This is a genomic window from Mycolicibacterium agri, assembly GCF_002553505.1.
GTDB lineage: Bacteria > Actinomycetota > Actinomycetes > Mycobacteriales > Mycobacteriaceae > Mycobacterium > Mycobacterium agri.
Genome location: NZ_PDCP01000005.1, coordinates 124,996 through 144,737 on the forward strand (window position 1 = coordinate 124,996; position 19,742 = coordinate 144,737).

The window sequence follows — 19,742 nt, forward strand, 5'->3', positions numbered from 1 at the left end:
CCATGTGTGCATGCTCGACGACGCGCCGCCGCTGCCGACACTAAGCGAGTCCGACCAGGCCGCCCTGCAACGCTGGGTGCGACAGCAGGGCCTCGGTGACACCGTCAGCGACGTCGAGCCGTTGACCGGCGGCACGCAGAACATCGTTGTGCGAGTCCACATCGACGGACGTCCGATGGTGCTGCGTCGTCCGCCGCTTCACCCGCGGCCGACGAGCGACAAGACGATGCTGCGCGAGATCGCCGCGCTGCGCACCCTGGCCGGTACGGATGTGCCGCACCCCGGCTTCATCGCCGGCTGTGAAGACCTCGACGTGCTCGGAGTCGTGTTCTACCTCATGGAGGAGATCGACGGGTTCAACCCGGGCGCCGACATCGCCGCCGCGTACGTCCGCGACGCGAAGATGCGGCACCAGGTCGGCTTGTCGTACGCCGCGAGCCTCGCCCGGCTCGGCAACGCCGAATGGGAGGGCAAGCCGCTGGCGGAGCTCAAACGGCCGGGATCGTTTCTGGAACGCCAAGTCCCGCAGTTCCTCCGCCTGCTGGAAAGCTATCGGCACGACCGCTACGACCCCGAATCGCTTGCGGTCACCGATCTCGCGGAATGGCTGCAGGCGAATCGTCCGCCCGACAGCAAGCCCGGAATCATGCACGGCGACCCGCATTTGAACAATGTGCTGCTGCGGAGGGACAAGCCGGAGCTGGCGGCATTCGTCGACTGGGAGATGTGCACCGTCGGCGACCCGCTGCTCGACCTCGGCTGGATGCTGATCTCATGGCCGTTGCACACCAACGCGATTACCGCTGGCGCACAGCTGGCCGCGCTCGGCGGGCTGGCCAGCCGCGGAGAATTGCTGGAGGCCTACTACGCGGCGGGCGGCCGGGAAAGCGAGCGGCTGGACTGGTATGTCGCGATGGCGTGCTTCAAGCTCGGCATCGTCATCGAGGGCACCTGGTCGCGTTACCTGATGGGCCAGGCAAGCCGAGAAGCAGGCGAGGCGCTGCACGCCAATGCGCAGAACCTGATCGACCTAGGAACCCGAGTTGCTAAGAACGACAACCCTTTTGAGCTTGATTAGCCGTACGTGTCGATCCCGAGCTTGACCGCGAGCGCCACGCCGGAGGTGCCGATCAACACACGCATCGGCCCCGCGGGCGCGTGACGCACCACCACCGGGCCCAACCGCGATCCGAGCAGACAGCCGATGCCGAGGGCGGCGACTGCGGCCCAGTGAACGGTCGCGACGATGACGAAAGCCGCTGCGGCGACAGAGTTCGCGACGCCGGCGATGACGTTCTTGCCTGCGTTGGCGTGGGCGAGCGTCGCGTGGCCCGCCCGCAGCAGCAGTGCCAGCATCAGCACCCCGGCCGCCGCGCCGAAATAGCCGCCGTAGATACAGATCAGAAAGATCGCGACGAACTCCGCCACGGTGGCGAGCGTCAACCTCCGGTGGTCGGCGACGGTGGCGCCGCGGGCCGGTTTACGGGGGAGGACGATCGCGAGCGAGGCGAATCCGATGAGGATCGGCACGGCGTATTCGAAACCTTCCGCGGGCGTCGACAACAGCAGCGCCGCGCCTGCCGCGCCGCCCACCGCGGCGGCCGGGATGATTCGTCGCAGCCAGCGGCTCTGCCCCTTCATCTCCGGCCGCGATCCCCACACCGAGCCGATCCCGCTGAAGACCAGCGCGACGGTGTTGGTCACGTTCGCGGTGACCGGCGGAAGCCCAACCACCAGCAGCGCGGGATAGGTGGCGACCGACGCCAATCCGGCGATGCTGCCCGTCAACCCGCCCGCAACCCCGGCAACGGCGAGGAAGGCGGCATCCCACCATGCCATCGCCAGCTATCGTGCCCGCGTGCAGAATCGGCGCCGCGCCCGACCCTGTCGGTCAAATTGAGGCGCTGTTTCATCCATTTCGCGAAGGGAACGGGCGAACCGGCGCCTTGATGCTGCACAGCGGCGTTTGTGCCGCTACTCGTCGGTGCTCTCGACGAGACGGCGGCCGATTCGCTTGTGGGCGGTGAGCAGCAGGTGGTCCGCGCGTTCGCGCACGCTTGCAGGCACGTTGAGTTCGGTGGTGAAGTCCTCGATGATCTGCGCCACCAGCTTGCGCAGCTTGGTATTCGTCTCCTGGGAGCGCCAGACCAGGATGTCGAATGCGTGGTCGGCGGAGATCTTGTAGATGGCCATCAGGATGCCCTTGGCCTGCTCGATCTGCGAGCGGTTGGCGGTGAAATCGGCGATCGCGGCGTCCACGCTCTGCTCGGGGCCGAGCGTCGACAGGTCGACGTAGAAGCCCTCGTTGCCGATCACGGCGCCGGTCTCGTCGTGAAGTTGCTGCCCGACGACGAGGACATTGCGGGTGCGGCCCGCGGTGTCGATGATGCGGTGGCTGCTGCTGAATGGGTCGCCCTTACCCGACATCGACTCGAGCAGGAGCGCGACCTTCGCCGCGTCGTCGGGATGCTTGTGCGACATGATCAGGTCGGTCGTCGGCTCGATGCTGCCCGGTTCATAGCCGTGCATCCGGGCGACCTCATCTGACCACTCCCAGCGGTCATCGGCCCGGTAGTAGCGAAATGAGCCGACCCCGTTGCGCGTCTCGGTTGCGCTGTCTTCGTGCATGTCAGCGCCCTGACTCATTCATCCACCCCCACCGTGGCCGCAAGCGGTCAAGTAGAGGAAGGATGCCATCTGCGGCGTTGGCCCACAGCGCGGGTAGCGAACAGATACGCCCTACGGGTATCCGCAAAACGAACTTGCAGCTCATCATGACCGAGGTCTAGCATTCGTGACGTGCTGAGGCGACTCGTAGTAGCAATCCCCAGCGGGGTCTGATCCTGACCGACCCCTCGCTGCGGGTCATTGCTATCTCGTCGGTCACTTTCTTCCTCCACAGAAGCCCGGCACATGACATCACCACCACAATCTGCACATCGCGCAGCACCGTATGCGTCGGCCAACGCCGCGGGCTGCTTCACCGCCCCCGTTCCTCGCGGGCTGCGTGAGGAGGCTGCTCAGATGTCCTGGCAGACATTCCACGACATGTATGCGCCCGACTCCGGGCCCCTGCGGTTGGGGCAGTGGGCGTGCACCGACGAGGATTGCCCGGCCACGCGGCTGGGGCCTCAGCCGCGCCACTATCAAGCGACCCTGGCGATCGGGGACCGCATCAGCACCGCTTCGGTTGCGGCGTCGGGACCCGTGGCCGCGCTCACCGCGATGCTCTACGACCACGGCATCCCCGTCGAGATGACCGCCTTTCACCAGATCCCGACCGGCGAGAAGACCGCCACCTTCATCCGTGGCAGCAACGGCATACGCGACGAGTGGGCGATGGGGGTGGACGCGGACGCGACGCAGTCGGCGCTGCGGGCGGTCATCGCGTGCGCCAACCGGCTGCTGGCCGCTTCCTAGGATTTTCTCTCGCGAGCAGACGCTAAAGTCCGCAGCGTCCTGGGCTTTTGCGGGCACGAGCGTCTGCTCGCCGAAAAGAACGGGGCGGTCAGTGCAGGGGCCGCAGCACGATCGGCATGCCGTCGATCGGCACCGGCATACCGCCGTAGTCATACCGCGCCTGATAGCCGGGCCGCGGCAGTTCGAGGCGGTAGCGGCGCAGCAGCCGATGCATGATCGTCTTGATCTCGAGCTGACCGAACACCATGCCGATGCACTTGTGCGCGCCGCCGCCGAACGGCGTGAACGCGTAGCGGTGTTTCTTGTGCTCGCTGCGCGGTTCGGCGAAGCGGTCCGGGTCGAACTTGTAGGGCTCGGGGTAGATCTCCTCGAGCCGGTGGTTCATGCCCGGATAGGCGATCACGTTCGTGCCCTTGGGCAGGTAGTAGCCGAGCAGTTCGGTGTCGCGCACCGTCTGCCGCATCGCCCACTGCACAGGCGACACCAGCCGGATCGACTCGTTCATCACCAGGTCGAGGGATTCCAGCTTCTCCAGCGCCTCGATGTCGAGCGGGCCGTCGCCGAGTCGGTCGGACTCGTCGCGGCAACGCTGCTGCCATTCCGGGTTGGCCGCCAGATAGTGCGACATGGTGGTGGCGGTCGACGTCGACGTGTCGTGCGCCGCCATCATCAAGAAGATCATGTGGTTGACGATGTCTTCGTCGGAGAACTTGTTGCCGTCTTCGTCCTCGGTCTGGCACAGCACGGTCAACAGATCCGAGCCCTCCTTGCCGCGGCGCTCGCGCACCCGCTGCTCGAAGTACTGCTCGAGGTATTCGCGTGCCTTCAGCCCGCGCCACCAGGTGAACGGCGGCACGCTGGTGCGGATGATGGCGTTGCCTGCCCTGGTCGTGATGGTGAACGCGCGGTTCACCTTGGTCACCAGTTCCTTGTCGGTGCCCGGCTCGTGGCCCATGAACACCATCGAGGCGATGTCGAGCGTCAACTCCTTCATCGCCGGATAGAGCAGGAAGCGGGGGTCATCAGCCACCCAGTCCTCGGCGACGACCTTGGACACCACCGTGTCGATGTGCTCGACGTAGCCGGCCAGCCGACTGCGGACGAACGCTTCCTGCATGATCCGCCGGTGGAACATGTGCTCGTCGAAATCCAGCAGCATCAAGCCGCGCTTGAAGAACGGGCCGATGGCGGGCACCCAGCCCTGCTGTGAGAAGTCCTTGTTGCGGTTGGAGTAGATCGCTTGTGCCGCATCGGGTCCCAGCGCGGCGACCGACGGGATGATCGGGGAGTCCATCAGCACCATCGGGCCGCGCGTGCGGTAGAGGTGCAGCCAAAAGTCGGGCCCGCCGCGGAACATCTCGATCATGTGGCTGATGATCGGCAGCCCGCCGTCGCCCATCACGGGCTTGAGGTTGCTGCCCGCGGGAGGCTCGGCCCAGGGATGCTGCGGCCACGGGTAGTCCAGCAGCTTCTTCTCGACCCAGCCCATGCCAGGCAAGGTGAGGAACGGCGACGTGGTGATGCGCCGCCTGGCCTGGTCAAGGACGTAATCTTTGGTGCTGATCGTCGGCATTCGATGCTCCCCAAGCGAAAAGACTGTGGCCGTTGTCACTTTCATCTTCATCCTGAATGGCACACTTGACGCATGTCAAGTTTGGACCTGGTGAGTCCCGGTGCGAAGGTCTAGACCATGACCGCAGAATCCGCGCCCGAGATGCGTCGCAGCCGCGGCGACAGGCAACGCGACGCGATCATCGCCGCCGTCAGGGAGCTGCTGCACGAACGATCCTTCGCCGACCTGTCCGTCAGCACCATCAGTGAACGTGCGGGGGTCGCACGATCGGGCTTCTACTTCTACTTCGACTCCAAATACGCGGTGCTCGCGGTGATCCTGGCCGACGCCGGTGATCTGCTCGACAGCCTCACGCATCATTTCGCCCCGCGGGAACCGGGCGAGACGCCAGCGGCCTTCGCCAAGCGCATGGTCGGCAGCGCCGCCGCGGTGTACGCCAACGACGACCCGGTGTTGAGAGCCTGTGCGGTGGCGCGCAACACCGACGCGCAGATCCGCGAGATGATGGACGACTTCTACGACGGCATCATCGACAAGCTGGTCACGCTGCTCGAGCAGGATGCCGACGCGCGGCCGATTTCCGACGACCTGCCCGCCTTGGTGCGCACACTTGCTGCGACGACGACGATGACGCTGACCCGCGACAGCGCCTTCGTGGGCCGTGACACCGATCCGAATCGCGCCGTCGACGCGCTCGAACGGTTGTGGGTGGCCGCGATCTGGGGCGCCGACGAACTGCCCGACAAGTAGGTCAGTAAGGTCACCGCCATGGCGCAGAGCGGCTTTGACGGTAAACGTTGCTTTCTGACCGGGGCCGCCAGCGGCATCGGCCGCGCAACCGCGCTCAAGCTGGCCGCGCACGGGGCGACGCTGTATCTCACCGACCGCGACGCCGATGGGTTGGCGACGACGGTCGCCGACGCCCGCGCGCTGGGTGGCGCAGTGGCTGAACACCGCGCCCTCGACATCTCCGACTACGACGCGGTGTCCCGGTTCGCCGCCGACATCCACGCCAACCACCCCGCCATGGACATCGTGATGAACATCGCCGGGGTCTCGGCGTGGGGCACCGTTGATCGGCTCACTCACGAGCACTGGAAGTCGATGATCGACATCAACCTGATGGGGCCGATCCACGTGATCGAGGCGTTCGTCCCGCCGATGGTGCAAGCGGGCCGCGGCGGTCACCTGGTCAACGTGTCCTCGGCGGCCGGGTTGGTGGCGCTGCCATGGCATGCGGCCTACAGCGCCAGCAAGTACGGCCTGCGCGGACTGTCGGAGGTGTTGCGGTTCGACCTTGCGCGCCACCGTATCGGGGTCTCGGTTGTGGTGCCGGGCGCGGTGAAAACCCCACTGGTGCATACGGTTCAGATCGCCGGCGTTGACCGCGACAACCCCAACGTGAAGAAGTGGACCGACCGGTTCACCGGCCATGCTGTGTCTCCGGAACATGTGGCCGACCGCATCCTGCGCGGTGTCGCAAAGAACCGCTACCTGATCTACACCTCACCGGACATCCGCGCGCTCTACTTGTTCAAGCGCGTGGCGTGGTGGCCTTACAGCGTGGCGATGCGGCAGGCCAACGTGATCTTCAGCCGGGCGCTGCGGTCGGGCATGCGGTGATCACCGCTGGATGCCCAGCGCGTCGGTGATGGTCAAGAACAGATCGGTCTGGTCGGTCAGGCCGATCTGGCCGCAGACGTCGGCCGCATGATCGCGCTTGTCGATGGACGCGCTTTCGACCTGGAAAGAAGCCCTTGCCCGGAAGGGAAAATGTCATCCCTAGAGCGTCGATGCCTCTCCGGCGTGCAGGACCGTCACCCCCGACGAGCGTGAAACCTCAGCGATTTTCAAGCCGATTTCTCGCAAGAACTTCACGTTCGGCACAAGAAACGTGGGCTACCGGTGGCGGGCGAAGTACTTTTACGCCTCGGCGGCTTGCCGGCTAACGCCTTCCCCAGTCCCACGGCGGGGTGGTCAACATGCCGAGGCCCTCGATGCGGGTCTCGCCGAGTTCCTTGAACAGCGGGATCTCCACCGCGGTGGTGTCGTCGTCCGCATCGGCGATGGGCACGGTGCCGAGGAACTCCAACATCGCCCGTGAATGGGTGACGACGACGACCTGAGTCATCTCGGCTGCGGCGGTGATCAGGGATGCCAAGGGCCGCAACATGTCTGGATGCAGCGAGGTCTCCGGTTCGTTGAGCACCATCAGCGACGGCGGGTCCGGGCTCAGCAGTGCGGCCGCCCACAGCAGGAATCGCAGTGTGCCGTCGGATAATTCGGCTGCGCGCAGGGGGCGCAACATGCCGGGCTGCTGCAACTGGAGATCGAACAGCCCGTCGTGCACAGCCACCGAAACGGTCGCGCCGTCGAAGGCGTCGGCCACCGCGCGGGACAGGTCGTCGAAGCCGGCCTCGATGATGGTCTGCACGGCGGCGGCCAGATCACGGCCATCGTCGGAAAGCACGGGGGTGCGGGTGCCGACCTGCGGAAGCCGAGACGGCGCGCTCCTGTCGACGCGGAAGCCGTCGTAGAAGCGCCAGGTGCGGAGCCGGTGCCGGACCGCGGCAAGCTCGGGATGGGCGCCGGGGTGTGCGTACTCGGCGAGCACGCTGCGATACGGCGGCAGCGACCGCGTCACCTCCTCGAAGCCGCGGCCCGCGCTCTCCTCCACGTATTCGCGCGTGCGGCGCACCAGCGTCGAGGCAGGCCGCATGGCCGGGCCTGCGAAGACCGCTTCGCGCTTGATCTCCGGGTCCAGCGAAAACAACGAGCCGGGACCCGCCATCTGAGGCAGCCCGAGGTCGACAAGATAGCCGAAATCGTCTGCTGCGAAACCCATCTCGAGAGCGACCGGACCCGTTCTGGTGGTGCCCTCGACGCGGCCAGTTCGCCGGGCGCCGGCCAGTTGTTCCGGGCCCGCCCACAGCACCGACTCCAGTCCGCCCTCGCGGGCCAACGATCCGATGACCTCTCCGCGTGCGCAGTCGGCGAGCAGCCGCAACGCCCGGTACAGCGACGACTTGCCGGTGCCGTTGGCGCCGGTGATGACGGTGAGTCGGCGAAGCGGCAGCACGATCTCGCGTAGCGAGCGGTATCCGCGAACGGCGATCGTGGTCAGCATGTGGTCAGGGTATTGGCCGGGTGTGACTCAATAACCGCCCGTCGGTGGCGCCAGCTCGAGGCGGACACCGAGCAGCCGGACCGGCCTGTCGAGCTCGAACTGGTTCAGAAGATCGATCGCCGTCGACTTGATGAGATTGAAATCGACGCTCGCCGAGGGCAACTTGCGGATCTTCGTGCGGGTGTAGAACGTCTTGGTGCGCACTGTCACCGCCACCCGGGTGACCACGCGGCCCTGTTCGACGATTTCGTCGAGCGTCTGCCGCGCGAGGTCTATTACGGACGCCTCCATCTCATCTCGCTCGGTCAGGTCCTTGGGGAAGGTGACGACGTGGCTGCGTGAGCGGGGCACCCAGGGGTCGGCGCTGACGTTGGTGTCGCCGCCACCCTTGGCCAGCAGCAGGATCCACAGGCCGGTCGTCGGCCCGAATGTCGACGTCAGCAGTTCTGCATCCGTCGAGGCGAGGTCGGCGACGGTGGTAATGCCAAGACCGGCAAGCTTTTTGGCGGTTCTGGGTCCGATTCCCCACAACGCGTCGACCGGGCGGTCGCCCATGACCGTCATCCAGTTGGCTTCGGTGAGCATGAAGACGCCCGACGCGTGACCATTTCCGCGGGCACGGGGTTTGCCGAAGCCCGTCGCCACCTTTGCGCGCTGTTTGTTGTCGCTGATGCCCACCGAGCAGGTCAAACCGGTTTCGGCCGCGATGACCTCGCGGATCTGCTTGGCCAGCGCGACAGGGTCGTCGACATCGGCTCCGACATAGGCCTCGTCCCAGCCCCACACCTCGACGGGATAGCCGAAGTCCCGCAGCAACCCCATCACTTCTTCGGAGGCCTTGTCGTAGGCGTCGGTGTCCAGTGGCAGAAACACCGCGTCCGGGCATTTGCGTGCCGCGCTGCGCAGCGGCATGCCCGCGTGCACGCCGAACTCCCGCGCCCGATACGACGCGCACGTGACGACCTTGCGCGGCTCGGCGGGATCGCCGTTGCCGCCGACGATGATCGGCCGTCCCGCCAGTTCGGGGTGGCGTCGGACCTCGACCGCGGCTTGGAACTGGTCGAGATCGACGTGCAGAACCCAGGTGCTCACTTGCCACAGAGCTTGCGCGCCAAGCTCTCCCACTTTTCGCCGAGGGATTCCAGTGTCTCGCCCATATCGGTGAGTTGATGATGCACGTAGTCGGCGTCGAGCATCGCCAACAGTGCGTCGGCCTGAATGTCGAGATCTCCGGTGGTGCCCGCGGTTTCCAGCAGCAGGCGCACGTGCGTGCGCTGCACCGCGGCCGGGGCGCCGTAGCGGGTCTCCGGATCGCGGTTGGCCTCCGAAAGCAGCGGATAGTGAGTATGGGCGAAGCGCAGTCGTTCGCGTCCGAACGCCAGCAGCCGTTCCAGGGGCGGCGCGTCCGGGCCCAGCGGCGGCGGACCGAAGAGGAACGCCTGCTGGCTGGCACGTTCATCCTCGTCGAGCAGCACCATCATCAGCCCCGCTCGGCTGCCGAACCGGCGGAACAGCGTCCCCTTGCCCACGCCTGCTTCGGCGGCGATATCGTCCATAGAGATGGCGTCGGCGCCGCGCTCGGCGATCAGTCGGCGGGCGGCATCCAGCAGAAGCTCGCGATTGCGTGCGGCGTCGCCCCGCTCCTGCGGGGCGGATACCGGCAGAGTGCCGAGCTGTTCAGGGGCAGCGTCGCCGGCCCCCTCGCGGTCCTCGGCGTCGGCGGGGGCCGTTTTGCTCCTCGCGTCCGCGGGGTCTGTTTTGCTCCTCGCGTCCGCGGGGTCTGTTTTGCTCCTCGCGTCCGCGGGGTCTGTTTTGCTCCTCGCGTCCGCGGTACCCACCTCTGCACTTTAACTCAGGTGGAATAAAACGGACCGTAGTCCAGTTTCGGTCTGCGACGATGTACACGACCCGACGGAAGGGGATTCTCGACATGGCGGACGTCAAGATCATCGCGCTGCTGGGCAGCTTGCGTGCGGCGTCGATAAATCGGCAGCTGGCCGAACTGGCTGTCGAAACCGCACCGGAAGGTGTCACCGTTTCGCTCTACGAGGGACTGGGCGACCTGCCGTTCTACAACGAAGACATCGATACCCCAGACGCGCCGACGTCCGTCGCAGCGCTTCGCGCCGCTGCGGCCGAGGCGGATGCGGCCCTGGTCGTCACGCCGGAGTACAACGGCAGCATTCCCGGCGTGCTCAAGAACGCGATCGACTGGTTGTCACGACCATTCGGCAACAGCGCGCTGAAGGACAAGCCGCTGGCTGTCGTGGGGGTGGCGCACGGCCGGTACGGCGGCGTGTGGGCGCACGACGAAACCCGCAAGTCCTTCGGCATCGCAGGGCCCCGGGTCGTCGAGGATCTCAAGCTCTCGGTGCCGTCCCCCACGCTGGACGGTAAGCACCCCAAGGAAAGCGCCGAGGTCGCCGCGACCTTGCGTGACATCGTCGGCAAGCTGGCCGCCGAAGTGTCCTAAGAGCCCAGACGAGCTTCATCTTGGAACCGGCGCGTCACGCGACGCGCCGGTTTTTCATTTCCGCTCAAGCGCGCGCCCCGCATTCCCCGCGAGACGGAATCTGAGCGGGTCGCTACTCGCACTTTCGCTGCCTGGATTCCGTCTCGCGGGATCGTGCAGGCTCGCTGGACCACTGTCGGGCCCGCGGGTGCTGACCGCGATTTCGACTTTGCTGTTACGTCACCGTGACGATCCGCGTCGGCGTCGCTGTCGGTGGCCTCTGGTAGACCTACGCCCAGGACCCGACACGCAGGCGATGTGACGTACGACACGCCGGGGACGACGCTGCCATCGAGCTTACGACCAGGGAATTTCACAAATGTTGTTCAGAACATGTTGTATCCCTTCTGAATGTCGGGCACTAGGTGTAGTGTTTGGAGCACCGACAGACCCCTACGGCTTCCGGGCCTTCAAGGGTCGGCCGGAACGCTGAGTCCGGCCCAGTCGGCTCCGACGACAGGTCGGTCAAGCGCTCCGGACTTCCGGAATTTTGGGGGTCCGCGGGTCGCTGAAACTCAGCGAGAAGCAGTACCAAAGCAGTTGCCAGTCCGATGTCTAGTCCCGCAGAGGAGCCGTACCGCCGATGAACGTCACCGTGTACACCAAGCCGGCATGCGTGCAGTGCAACGCCACCTACAAGGCGCTGGAGAAGCAGGGCATCGCCTACGAGAAGGTCGACATCACCATGGATGCCGAGGCGCGGGACTACGTGATGGCGCTGGGCTACCTGCAGGCGCCCGTCGTGGTCGCAGGCAACGACCACTGGTCGGGCTTCCGTCCGGACCGGATCAAGGCGCTGGCCGGTACCGGGGTACTCACCGCATAGCGACATTTCCGACAGGCAAGAAAGGGGAAGCGAGATGAGTAACCTCGTCTATTTCTCCAGCGTGTCGGAAAACACCCACCGGTTCGTGCAGAAGCTGGGGCTACCCGCGATCCGGATACCGCTGCATGGACGCATCGAGGTCGATGAGCCGTACGTGTTGGTGCTGCCCACCTACGGTGGTGGGCGCGCCACTCCCGACATCAACGACGGCGGCTATGTGCCCAAACAGGTCATCGCGTTTTTGAACAACGAACACAATCGGTCGTTGCTGCGCGGCGTCATCGCCGCCGGCAACAACAACTTCGGCGCCGAGTTCGCCTATGCGGGCAACGTGGTGTCCCGCAAGTGCGGCGTGCCCTACCTGTACCGCTTCGAACTGATGGGAACCCCGGACGACGTGCAAGCCGTCCGGGCGGGTCTCGAGGAATTTTGGAAGGACCAGACGTGCCACCAACCGTCACAGCTGCAGAGCCTGTAACCAACAGCGGCGCGCACGCGCTGCCGGGTGAGACGGATTACCACGCGCTCAACGCGATGCTGAATCTGTACGACGCCGAGGGCAAGATTCAGTTCGACAAGGACCGCGAGGCGGCACACCAGTATTTCCTGCAGCACGTCAACCAGAACACGGTCTTCTTCCACAACTACGACGAGAAGCTCGACTACCTGATCCAGAACGAGTACTACGAGCGCGAGGTGCTCGACCAGTACTCGCGCAACTTCGTCAAGAGCCTGCTCGACCGCGCCTACGCCAAGAAGTTCCGGTTCCCGACGTTCCTCGGCGCGTTCAAGTACTACACGTCCTACACGTTGAAGACGTTCGACGGGAAGCGCTACCTCGAACGGTTCGAGGACCGCGTCGTCATGGTGGCGCTGACGCTGGCCGCCGGCGACACCACCCTGGCCGAGAAACTCGTCGACGAGATCATGGACGGTCGGTTCCAGCCGGCCACCCCGACGTTCCTCAATTCGGGTAAGAAGCAGCGCGGCGAGCCGGTGAGTTGCTTCCTGCTGCGCATCGAGGACAACATGGAGTCGATCGGACGCTCGATCAACTCAGCGCTGCAGCTGTCCAAGCGCGGTGGCGGAGTCGCGTTGTTGCTGAGCAACATTCGCGAGCACGGCGCGCCGATCAAGAACATCGAGAACCAGAGCTCGGGCGTCATTCCGATCATGAAGCTGCTCGAGGACTCGTTCTCCTACGCCAACCAGCTCGGCGCGCGGCAAGGCGCGGGCGCGGTGTATCTGCACGCCCACCATCCCGACATCTACCGGTTCCTCGACACCAAGCGTGAGAACGCCGACGAGAAGATCCGCATCAAGACGCTGTCGCTGGGCGTGGTGATTCCCGACATCACGTTCGAGTTGGCCAAGAAGAACGAGGACATGTACCTTTTCTCGCCGTATGACGTCGAACGCGTCTACGGGTTGCCGTTCGCCGACATCTCGGTCACCGAGAAGTACTACGAGATGGTCGACGACCCGCGGATCCGCAAGACGAAGATCAAAGCGCGCGAGTTCTTCCAGACGCTGGCCGAGCTGCAGTTCGAGTCGGGTTACCCGTACATCATGTTCGAGGACACGGTGAACCGGGCCAACCCGATCGACGGCAAGATCACCCACAGCAACCTGTGCTCGGAGATCCTGCAGGTGTCGACGCCGTCGGTGTTCAACGACGACCTCTCCTACGCCAAGGTAGGCAAGGACATCTCGTGCAACCTCGGCTCGCTCAACATCGCCAAGGCGATGGACTCACCGGATTTCTCGCAGACCGTTGAGGTCGCGATCCGGGCGCTGACGGCGGTGTCCGACCAGACGCACATCTACTCGGTGCCCTCGATCGAGCAGGGCAACAACGACTCTCACGCGATCGGCCTGGGGCAGATGAACCTGCACGGCTACCTGGCGCGCGAGCGGATCTTCTACGGGTCGGAAGAGGGCATCGACTTCACGAATATCTACTTCTACTCTGTGCTGTTCTACGCGCTGCGGGCGTCGAACAAGATCGCGATCGAACGCGGCACGCACTTCAAGGGCTTTGAGCGGTCGAAGTACGCGTCGGGCGAGTTCTTCGACAAGTACACCGACCAGGTGTGGGAGCCGAAGACCGACAAGGTGCGCGAGCTGTTCACCAAGTCCAACATCCACATCCCGACGCAGGAGGACTGGGTCAAGCTCAAGGAGTCGGTGCAAAAGCACGGCATCTACAACCAGAACCTGCAGGCGGTCCCGCCGACCGGATCGATCTCCTACATCAACCACTCGACGAGCTCGATCCACCCGGTGGCGAGCAAGATCGAGATCCGCAAGGAAGGCAAGATCGGCCGCGTCTACTACCCGGCGCCATACATGACCAACGACAACCTGGAGTACTACCAGGACGCCTACGAGATCGGCTACGAGAAGATCATCGACACCTACGCCGCGGCCACCCAGCACGTGGATCAGGGGCTGTCGCTGACCCTGTTCTTCAAGGACACCGCGACCACCCGCGATGTCAACAAGGCGCAGATCTACGCCTGGCGCAAGGGCATTAAGACGCTGTACTACATCCGGCTTCGCCAGATGGCCCTGGAGGGGACGGAAGTCGAGGGCTGCGTCAGCTGCATGCTGTGAGCCGTCGCGTCACGCACGCAATCCGGCGAGCAAAGGGACGAGGCGCCGGCCGCCACCCGCGCCGCCATCGCCGAGGCGGCCGACGCCGGATTCGACCACACCGTGCTGGGGCTGCCCACCCGTATCCGGACATGCGCTGGGTTGCAGACGAATTGATCGTCTGACGCGATATCAGCTACCGGAATCCGACGTGGCGTCGGCTGCTGCGAGCAACAGCTTGGCAAGGCGGGCGCTCGCCGGGGCAAGGCGTGATGGTTCTGCCGATGCGAGATAGATCGTCCACATCACCGCCGGTCGCACGTCGACGGCACACAATTCGGGGTAACGCGCGGCTTCGCTTTCGGGCATGAAGATGGTGCCCAGACCGTGTTTCACCAGACCTGCCGCGACGTGGTACTCAAGCGCCACTTCGTAGGGCACGTGCGCGGTGATGCCTGCGGCTGCGAACGCGTCGTCGACCAGGCGCCGGAGACCGAATTGGGTTGGGAAACCGATCAGATCCTCGTCGGCGAGCTCGCAGATCTCGACATGGTCGCGGTGAGCGAGAGGATGATCCGGCCGACAGACGAATACCATCGGCTCCGTCGACAGTTCTTGCATCTCGACACCCGCCGGGAAGCGGTCCGGAGCCGAGACCAACGCGAGGTCGAGTGACCCGTCGGCGATCGCTGACAAGTAGGCTGTCGAGCCAGTTTGGCTCTGCCGCAGCTTGATTCGGACAAACGGATACAGTTGATGGAACTCGCCCAATATCTTCGGCACATCGAGTTTGCCGAATGAGATGAGCGATCCGAGATCGACTGTTCCGGTCAGCTCACCCTGGTAGACGGCCATCGAATCCTTGGCCAACCGAGCGGTCTGGAGGACGCGTCGGGCGTGCTCACGGAACAGCTCGCCGGCCGGAGTGATCTTGATTTGTTGTTTGGACCGGTCGAACAGCTCGACGTTGAGCTCTTTCTCCAACTTGCTCACCGATGTCGAGAGCGCCGATTGGACAACATGGACTTGTTGTGCGGCACGGGAGAAGTTCATCTCGGCGGCGACGGCGATGAAGTACTCCAGTTGACGGAGTTCCACGGTGCCTAGTCTATCTATTTCATAGATGGCCGAGAACGGCCTAATAGATCACACAGTTCAGCTATTTCATAGATGAGTCAGATCAATATCGCTCGTTGGACTTGATGGCCTGGTGTTGCTGTGATGGAAAGCACACGAGGTCACATCCGAAATGCCGGATCCTCCGTCTTCCGTCAACTCGGGTGAGATCCCGCCCATGGTTTGAACAACTGCGGCCAAGCGGGAAGACGATGACACGGTCAGCGTGCCCGCAAGTGTCTTACCTTGAGGCGCTCGCTTTGCCTCATGTCGAGACGCTTTCCTTCCGCGCACGGGGGTGCCCAAGGCCGCAGCCGTCGACATAGCGGAATCGAGAGACGGCGATGAGCACGGCGTTCGGGTTGTTGATGATGGTGCCGGTGGTGTTCGGCATCGGTGGGTATGTGTTGGTGTCGCGGCCATGACGACGCCGAACGAGCTGCGCCACGGTGAGGTTGCCGTGATGACACACGATGAATCCGATTCGATTGGGACACCGCAATCGTCGCTCACGATGGCTCCGAGCGGCCAGACAGAAAACCACAGTGTTGTTCCCGCTGAGATGGCTTCTGAGGACACCGACGCCGAGCGAGCAGTGTTGTTGGCCACCAAGGTTCACGTTCCGGCCATCGGGGGTGAACTGGTGCGTCGGTGTGCTCTGCTGGAGGCATTGGCAGCGGGGCGCGGCCGCAAGCTGACGTTGCTCAGTGCGCCGGCGGGTTGGGGTAAGACGACACTGCTCGCGCAGTGGGCGTTGGGTTCCGGTGAGGACCAGCGGTTTGCCTGGCTGACGCTGGATGATTCCGACAACGACCCAGTGTGGTTCTGGATGTATGTGATCGCCGCGCTACAGCAGATCAATGCCGGGGCGGGCAATCGCGCAGTCGAGTTGCTGAGGCTGGGGGCTGATCCGGTGCAGGCCGCACTGCCGACCCTGCTCAACGATCTGGACGCCAACACTCACCCGATGGCGCTGATCCTTGACGACTACCACGTGGTGGTGAATCGAGCAGTTCACGAACAAGTGGCTTTCTTCATCAGCCGAATGCCGACCAGTTTCCGCATCGTGGTCGCCACCCGATCGGATCCGATGTTGCCGTTGGCTCGGCTACGGGCCAGCGGCGAACTTGTCGAGATGCGCAGCGAGGACTTGTGTTTCGGTGTCACCGAGGCCGGCGTACTGCTCAACGACGTTTTGGGACTGGCCTTGACTGAGGAGGATGTGGCGCTGTTGCACCAACGCACTGAAGGGTGGGCTGCCGGTCTCTACCTTGCCGCTCTTTCGCTCACGGGGCGAGCCGATTCCTCAGCGTTCATCCGGACCTTCGCCGGCGATAACCGCCATGTCGTCGACTACCTGATGTGCGAGGTGCTCGACGGTCAGCCACCCCAACTACGCGACTTTTTGCTGCGCAGCTCGGTGTTGGGACGCCTCAGCGGTGCGCTGTGTGACGCGGTGCTGCACACCTCGGGCTCGGCTGCGGTGTTGGAGACGATGGAGCACGAAAATCTCTTTGTTGTGCCGCTGGACATGTCGCGTCGCTGGTATCGCTACCATCAGCTGTTCGGCGAGTTGCTGCGCGCGGAACTGAAACGAAGCAGGCCCGATGAGGTAGCGGTTTTGCACCGGCGAGCCGCGGCCTGGTTTGAGGCCGAGGGCCTCGTCGATGAGGCGCTGCGCCACTTGGTGGCTGCCGGTGACATCGCCAGAAGTGCTGATCTGATCGCCGCGGACTGGGTCAACGAAGTCAACAGCGGCGGGCTGTCCACCGTCTCCGGCTGGCTCGACCTGCTTCCCGACGAAAGCGTGGCCGGCGATGCGCGGCTGAGCACGGCTCGGGCCTGGGTCGCGCTGAACGTCGGGCGGTTCGATGACGCGCGTGGCTGGATCGAGGCCGTCGAGGCGCAGTCGGAGCGCGGCGAGCAGGGCGGGCTGGACGCTCAACTCGTGGCGCTGCATGCGGTGTACGCATTCAAGACCGGTGACCTCCCCGCCGCGCTGGCGGCGGCCCGCTGCGCGCAAAGCCTCGACTTCGGCGACGCGCGTCAGGCCCGATCGGCCGCCTACAACCTTCATGGAGCCGCGCTGTACTTCTCGGGCAGTACCGGTGAGGCGCAGACGACCTTCGAGCGGGCGGTGCAACTGGCCGACAAGACAGGGGATCGGCGCCGCCGCATCTATGCGCTGGGCTATCTTGCTTTGATCGCCGCCGAGTCCGGACAGCTCGCCGATGCCGAGCACCATATTCGTTGGGCCACCGGGGTGGGCACCGACCCGGCCCGCGGTGAGCACTTCATCGATGCGATGGTGTCGCTGGCGGCGGCCACCGTCCTCGACGTGCGCGGTGACCGAAGGGGTGCCGCCGATGCGGCTCAACTGGCCGTCAGCCTGGCCCGCAAGGGTGGCAGCATCCTCGAGGTCGCCAAGGCGATGTTGGTCAACGCCAGAATCCTCACCGACCTCGGCGATCAGCAGACCGCGACGGCCAGCCGCAGCGAGGCCCGCGCGCTGCTGCGAACTTCTGCCGATCCCGCCACTGCGGAAAGGTTGCTCATCGCGCAGAAGCGCCCTGCGACAGCAGCGGTCAACGCCCGCGACGAGTCCGGTCCTGTCGAGGAACTGACAGCCAAGGAACTCGAAGTCCTTCGCCTCTTGGCCACCCGTCTGTCGCGTCGCGAAATCGGTGCGCGGCTTTATGTCTCGCTCAACACCGTCAAGACCCACCAGCGCGCGCTGTACCGCAAACTCGGGGTCGAATGCCGCAATGAGGCAGTCACCCGGGCGCGCGAGCTCGGCTTGTTGTAATCGGCGCTCACGACGGGCTTGACGGCGTGTCGGCAGTCTCGAGCTTGACGAGCTCGCTCTCGCTGATCGTGATCGCGGCCGCTTCGGCCTCGCGGTCGAGATTGCGGGTGAGCAGCCAGTAAACGACACCGGACAAGAACAATCCCACGGCGAACGAAATATCGCCACCCCCAATGGCTTTGGCTCCCGGGCCTTCAAAGAAGCTGGTGGTGATGAACGGCATCATCGCGAAGAACCCGACGGCGTAGGCAACGAGCCCGCGCCACGACCACAAGCCGTAGATGCCGTGGGGCTTGAAGATGTCCGTGATGGCATAGTGGCCGCGGCGCACGAAGTAGAAGTCCACGAGATTGACGGCGGTCCAAGGGATAAGGAAGTACAGCATCATCAGCACGAAGTTGTTGAAACTCGACAGGTAGTTCTCGGGGATGGTGAGCGCGATCGCATACACGATGGCCGCGATTACCACGATGCCGATGATGCGCGCCCGCACGGTGGGTTTGATCTGCCTGAAGCCGTCAACGGCGCTTGCGCCGGTGAGCATCGCGCCGTAGAGGTTGATCGCCATGATGCTGAGTAGGGCAGGAACGGAGATCACCGCGGCGAAAGTGCCGAAGCCACCGAACATTTCGTTGCCAACCTGCTGAATGCTGCCGATCGCATCGGGGGCTTCGATCGCCGATCCAAAGAAGGCCCCGAGCGCCATCAGCCAGATGGCCGACAATGCCGCACCCGCGTAGGTCCAACCGATGACGCGGCGGGCGGACACGCCGGGTGGCAGGTAGCGGCTGTAGTCGGAGACGTACACGGCGTACGAGATCTGGTAGCCGGCCGCGGCGCCGAAGGCGATCGAGAAGCTGGCCCAGCTGAAGCCGGCATCGGGGATGGCTGACCCGCCGTCGAGACTGGTCAGGGCGGCGATCGTGACGAGCAGAAACACCGCCACCATCAGGTAGGACAGCCACCGCTGGAAAAGTGCAGCAGGTCATAGCCCACGACGGCGAGCAGCACCGCGATGAGGATCAGGACCGGATACCAGAATGCGGCGGTGCCGGGCAGCACCAGCTGCAGCGCTTGGGTGGCCAGGATGACGTTGAAGACGTTGAAGCCGACATAGACGAACAGGACGGCGATGAACGGAACGACCGCACCCCGCATGCCGAACTGGGCGCGGGACTGGATCATCTGCGGCATGCCCATCGTCGGACCCTGGTTGGCGTGAAAGGCCATGAAGAAGGTGCCGAACGCGGCGCCGAGAACGACGGCGAGGACTGACCAGCCGAGGGTGAGGCCGATCGCCGGGCCGATGAAGCCGGTGACCATCGTAGTGACGACGAAGTTGCCGGTGAACCAGAACGGCCCTTGATGCCAGACGGTCCCGTGCCGCTCGCGCAGCGGCACATAGTCGATGGAACGGGCCTCGATCGCCGGTCGGCGCGTGGCCTGCGGGGCGGGTGGAGTGGGCTTATTCGTCATCGGATCGAGGCTTTCCTCAGAGCGGTCGTATGGGCAGCAGAACGGTACGCAGTGCAGGCACAATTCGGAATCGACACCTTGGCCAGTCCCTACACGGTCTAAAGGACACAATGTCCATTTCGCAGGTCATTGCTCAACGAGATGGATGTTCTGCTGTGCATCCCTAACCCGGGTGAATTGGTGGGCGGGGTGATGACAGCTCACCCCGGCTAGCTGTACCGAGTCATGACGTTGGTGTCAGTCGGCTGATCGGTGGGAGGCCGCCGAGTGCGCTGTGGCGTCGTTGAGTGT

General features: G+C 64.6%; 17 protein-coding genes and 1 pseudogene. 9 read left to right on the forward strand and 9 right to left on the reverse strand.

All coding sequences use genetic code 11. The features are described from left to right. Positions 1–10: 10 nt before the first annotated feature. A complete protein-coding gene (locus tag CQY20_RS04735) occupies positions 11–1,078 on the forward strand; it encodes a phosphotransferase family protein (RefSeq protein WP_097938529.1) in 1,068 nt (355 codons plus the stop codon). On the opposite strand, the gene CQY20_RS04740 is transcribed toward CQY20_RS04735, so the two are convergent. Then, a complete protein-coding gene (locus CQY20_RS04740; RefSeq protein ID WP_097938531.1) occupies positions 1,075–1,839 on the reverse strand; it encodes a sulfite exporter TauE/SafE family protein in 765 nt (254 codons plus the stop codon). The genes CQY20_RS04735 and CQY20_RS04740 overlap by 4 nt on opposite strands. A gap of 135 nt (positions 1,840–1,974) precedes the next feature. Next, on the reverse strand, positions 1,975–2,646 hold the full coding sequence (locus tag CQY20_RS04745; protein ID WP_097938533.1) for a PAS and ANTAR domain-containing protein: 672 nt from the start codon (positions 2,644–2,646) through the stop codon (positions 1,975–1,977). Between the two features lie 267 nt (positions 2,647–2,913). On the opposite strand from CQY20_RS04745, the gene CQY20_RS04750 reads away from it, so the two are divergent. Then, positions 2,914–3,420 carry a 2-isopropylmalate synthase gene (locus tag CQY20_RS04750; protein WP_174814649.1) on the forward strand — a complete coding sequence of 169 codons (507 nt, stop codon included), beginning with the start codon at positions 2,914–2,916 and terminating at the stop codon, positions 3,418–3,420. A gap of 88 nt (positions 3,421–3,508) precedes the next feature. Here the strand turns inward: CQY20_RS04750 and CQY20_RS04755 are convergent, their stop codons facing one another. After that, positions 3,509–4,993: a cytochrome P450 gene (locus CQY20_RS04755; protein WP_097938537.1), complete on the reverse strand. Its 1,485-nt coding sequence runs from the start codon at positions 4,991–4,993 to the stop codon at positions 3,509–3,511. A 117-nt stretch (positions 4,994–5,110) separates the two neighbouring features. Between CQY20_RS04755 and CQY20_RS04760 the strand changes: the two genes are divergently transcribed. Next, positions 5,111–5,743 carry a TetR/AcrR family transcriptional regulator gene (locus tag CQY20_RS04760; RefSeq protein ID WP_097938538.1) on the forward strand — a complete coding sequence of 211 codons (633 nt, stop codon included), beginning with the start codon at positions 5,111–5,113 and terminating at the stop codon, positions 5,741–5,743. 18 nt (positions 5,744–5,761) lie between these two features. Beyond that, the gene (locus CQY20_RS04765) at positions 5,762–6,616 is read left to right on the forward strand and encodes an SDR family oxidoreductase (RefSeq protein ID WP_097938540.1); all 855 of its coding nucleotides are present in this window, start codon (positions 5,762–5,764) and stop codon (positions 6,614–6,616) included. Positions 6,617–6,938: 322 nt separating this feature from the next. Here CQY20_RS04765 and CQY20_RS04770 read toward each other — a convergent pair whose 3' ends face one another. Genes CQY20_RS04770 through CQY20_RS04780 form a run of 3 tightly spaced genes read right to left on the reverse strand, consistent with a single transcriptional unit; the run spans position 6,939 to position 9,784 of the window. Then, a complete protein-coding gene (locus tag CQY20_RS04770; RefSeq protein ID WP_097938542.1) occupies positions 6,939–8,120 on the reverse strand; it encodes an AAA family ATPase in 1,182 nt (393 codons plus the stop codon). 27 nt (positions 8,121–8,147) lie between these two features. Continuing rightward, positions 8,148–9,212 (reverse strand): DNA polymerase IV, encoded by a 1,065-nt coding sequence (locus CQY20_RS04775; protein WP_097938544.1) that lies wholly within the window; start codon positions 9,210–9,212, stop codon positions 8,148–8,150. Beyond that, positions 9,209–9,784 (reverse strand): TetR/AcrR family transcriptional regulator, encoded by a 576-nt coding sequence (locus CQY20_RS04780; protein WP_097938579.1) that lies wholly within the window; start codon positions 9,782–9,784, stop codon positions 9,209–9,211. Before CQY20_RS04780 ends, CQY20_RS04775 begins: the two co-directional genes overlap by 4 nt. A 266-nt stretch (positions 9,785–10,050) precedes the next feature. On the opposite strand from CQY20_RS04780, the gene CQY20_RS04785 reads away from it, so the two are divergent. From CQY20_RS04785 to nrdE, 4 genes are all read left to right on the forward strand, one after another. Beyond that, a complete protein-coding gene (locus CQY20_RS04785; protein WP_097938581.1) occupies positions 10,051–10,593 on the forward strand; it encodes an NADPH-dependent FMN reductase in 543 nt (180 codons plus the stop codon). A 622-nt stretch (positions 10,594–11,215) separates the two neighbouring features. Next, positions 11,216–11,458, forward strand: coding sequence for a redoxin NrdH (locus CQY20_RS04790; RefSeq protein ID WP_097938546.1), 243 nt, complete (start codon positions 11,216–11,218; stop codon positions 11,456–11,458). Positions 11,459–11,492: 34 nt separating this feature from the next. Then, entirely contained in the window at positions 11,493–11,936 is a 444-nt protein-coding gene (gene nrdI, locus CQY20_RS04795; protein ID WP_097938548.1) for a class Ib ribonucleoside-diphosphate reductase assembly flavoprotein NrdI, read from the forward strand. Then, a complete protein-coding gene (nrdE, locus tag CQY20_RS04800; RefSeq protein WP_097938549.1) occupies positions 11,903–14,074 on the forward strand; it encodes a class 1b ribonucleoside-diphosphate reductase subunit alpha in 2,172 nt (723 codons plus the stop codon). The genes nrdI and nrdE overlap by 34 nt, the downstream gene beginning before the upstream one ends. A 171-nt stretch (positions 14,075–14,245) precedes the next feature. Here nrdE and CQY20_RS04805 read toward each other — a convergent pair whose 3' ends face one another. Further along, positions 14,246–15,151, reverse strand: coding sequence for a LysR substrate-binding domain-containing protein (locus CQY20_RS04805; protein WP_097938551.1), 906 nt, complete (start codon positions 15,149–15,151; stop codon positions 14,246–14,248). A 283-nt stretch (positions 15,152–15,434) separates the two neighbouring features. Beyond that, the gene (locus CQY20_RS35895) at positions 15,435–15,563 is read right to left on the reverse strand and encodes a hypothetical protein (protein WP_272938793.1); all 129 of its coding nucleotides are present in this window, start codon (positions 15,561–15,563) and stop codon (positions 15,435–15,437) included. Between the two features lie 168 nt (positions 15,564–15,731). Between CQY20_RS35895 and CQY20_RS04810 the strand changes: the two genes are divergently transcribed. After that, the gene (locus CQY20_RS04810; RefSeq protein WP_097938583.1) at positions 15,732–17,975 is read left to right on the forward strand and encodes a winged helix-turn-helix domain-containing protein; all 2,244 of its coding nucleotides are present in this window, start codon (positions 15,732–15,734) and stop codon (positions 17,973–17,975) included. Positions 17,976–17,982: 7 nt separating this feature from the next. Here CQY20_RS04810 and CQY20_RS04815 read toward each other — a convergent pair. Then, positions 17,983–19,451, reverse strand: a pseudogene (locus CQY20_RS04815) (purine-cytosine permease family protein). Positions 19,452–19,742 lie beyond the last annotated feature (291 nt).

What these genes read in the sequence shown, in the direction of transcription:
- CQY20_RS35895 (WP_272938793.1), bottom strand. Translation starts at nt 15,563, where the DNA reads ATGCCGAACACCACCGGCACCATCATCAACAACCCGAACGCCGTGCTC.
- CQY20_RS04735 (WP_097938529.1), top strand. Translation starts at nt 11, where the DNA reads ATGCTCGACGACGCGCCGCCGCTGCCGACACTAAGCGAGTCCGACCAG.
- CQY20_RS04740 (WP_097938531.1), bottom strand. Translation starts at nt 1,839, where the DNA reads ATGGCATGGTGGGATGCCGCCTTCCTCGCCGTTGCCGGGGTTGCGGGC.
- CQY20_RS04760 (WP_097938538.1), top strand. Translation starts at nt 5,111, where the DNA reads ATGACCGCAGAATCCGCGCCCGAGATGCGTCGCAGCCGCGGCGACAGG.
- CQY20_RS04745 (WP_097938533.1), bottom strand. Translation starts at nt 2,646, where the DNA reads ATGAGTCAGGGCGCTGACATGCACGAAGACAGCGCAACCGAGACGCGC.
- CQY20_RS04790 (WP_097938546.1), top strand. Translation starts at nt 11,216, where the DNA reads ATGAACGTCACCGTGTACACCAAGCCGGCATGCGTGCAGTGCAACGCC.
- CQY20_RS04810 (WP_097938583.1), top strand. Translation starts at nt 15,732, where the DNA reads ATGGCTTCTGAGGACACCGACGCCGAGCGAGCAGTGTTGTTGGCCACC.
- nrdI (WP_097938548.1), top strand. Translation starts at nt 11,493, where the DNA reads ATGAGTAACCTCGTCTATTTCTCCAGCGTGTCGGAAAACACCCACCGG.
- CQY20_RS04785 (WP_097938581.1), top strand. Translation starts at nt 10,051, where the DNA reads ATGGCGGACGTCAAGATCATCGCGCTGCTGGGCAGCTTGCGTGCGGCG.
- CQY20_RS04755 (WP_097938537.1), bottom strand. Translation starts at nt 4,993, where the DNA reads ATGCCGACGATCAGCACCAAAGATTACGTCCTTGACCAGGCCAGGCGG.
- CQY20_RS04765 (WP_097938540.1), top strand. Translation starts at nt 5,762, where the DNA reads ATGGCGCAGAGCGGCTTTGACGGTAAACGTTGCTTTCTGACCGGGGCC.
- CQY20_RS04750 (WP_174814649.1), top strand. Translation starts at nt 2,914, where the DNA reads ATGACATCACCACCACAATCTGCACATCGCGCAGCACCGTATGCGTCG.
- CQY20_RS04770 (WP_097938542.1), bottom strand. Translation starts at nt 8,120, where the DNA reads ATGCTGACCACGATCGCCGTTCGCGGATACCGCTCGCTACGCGAGATC.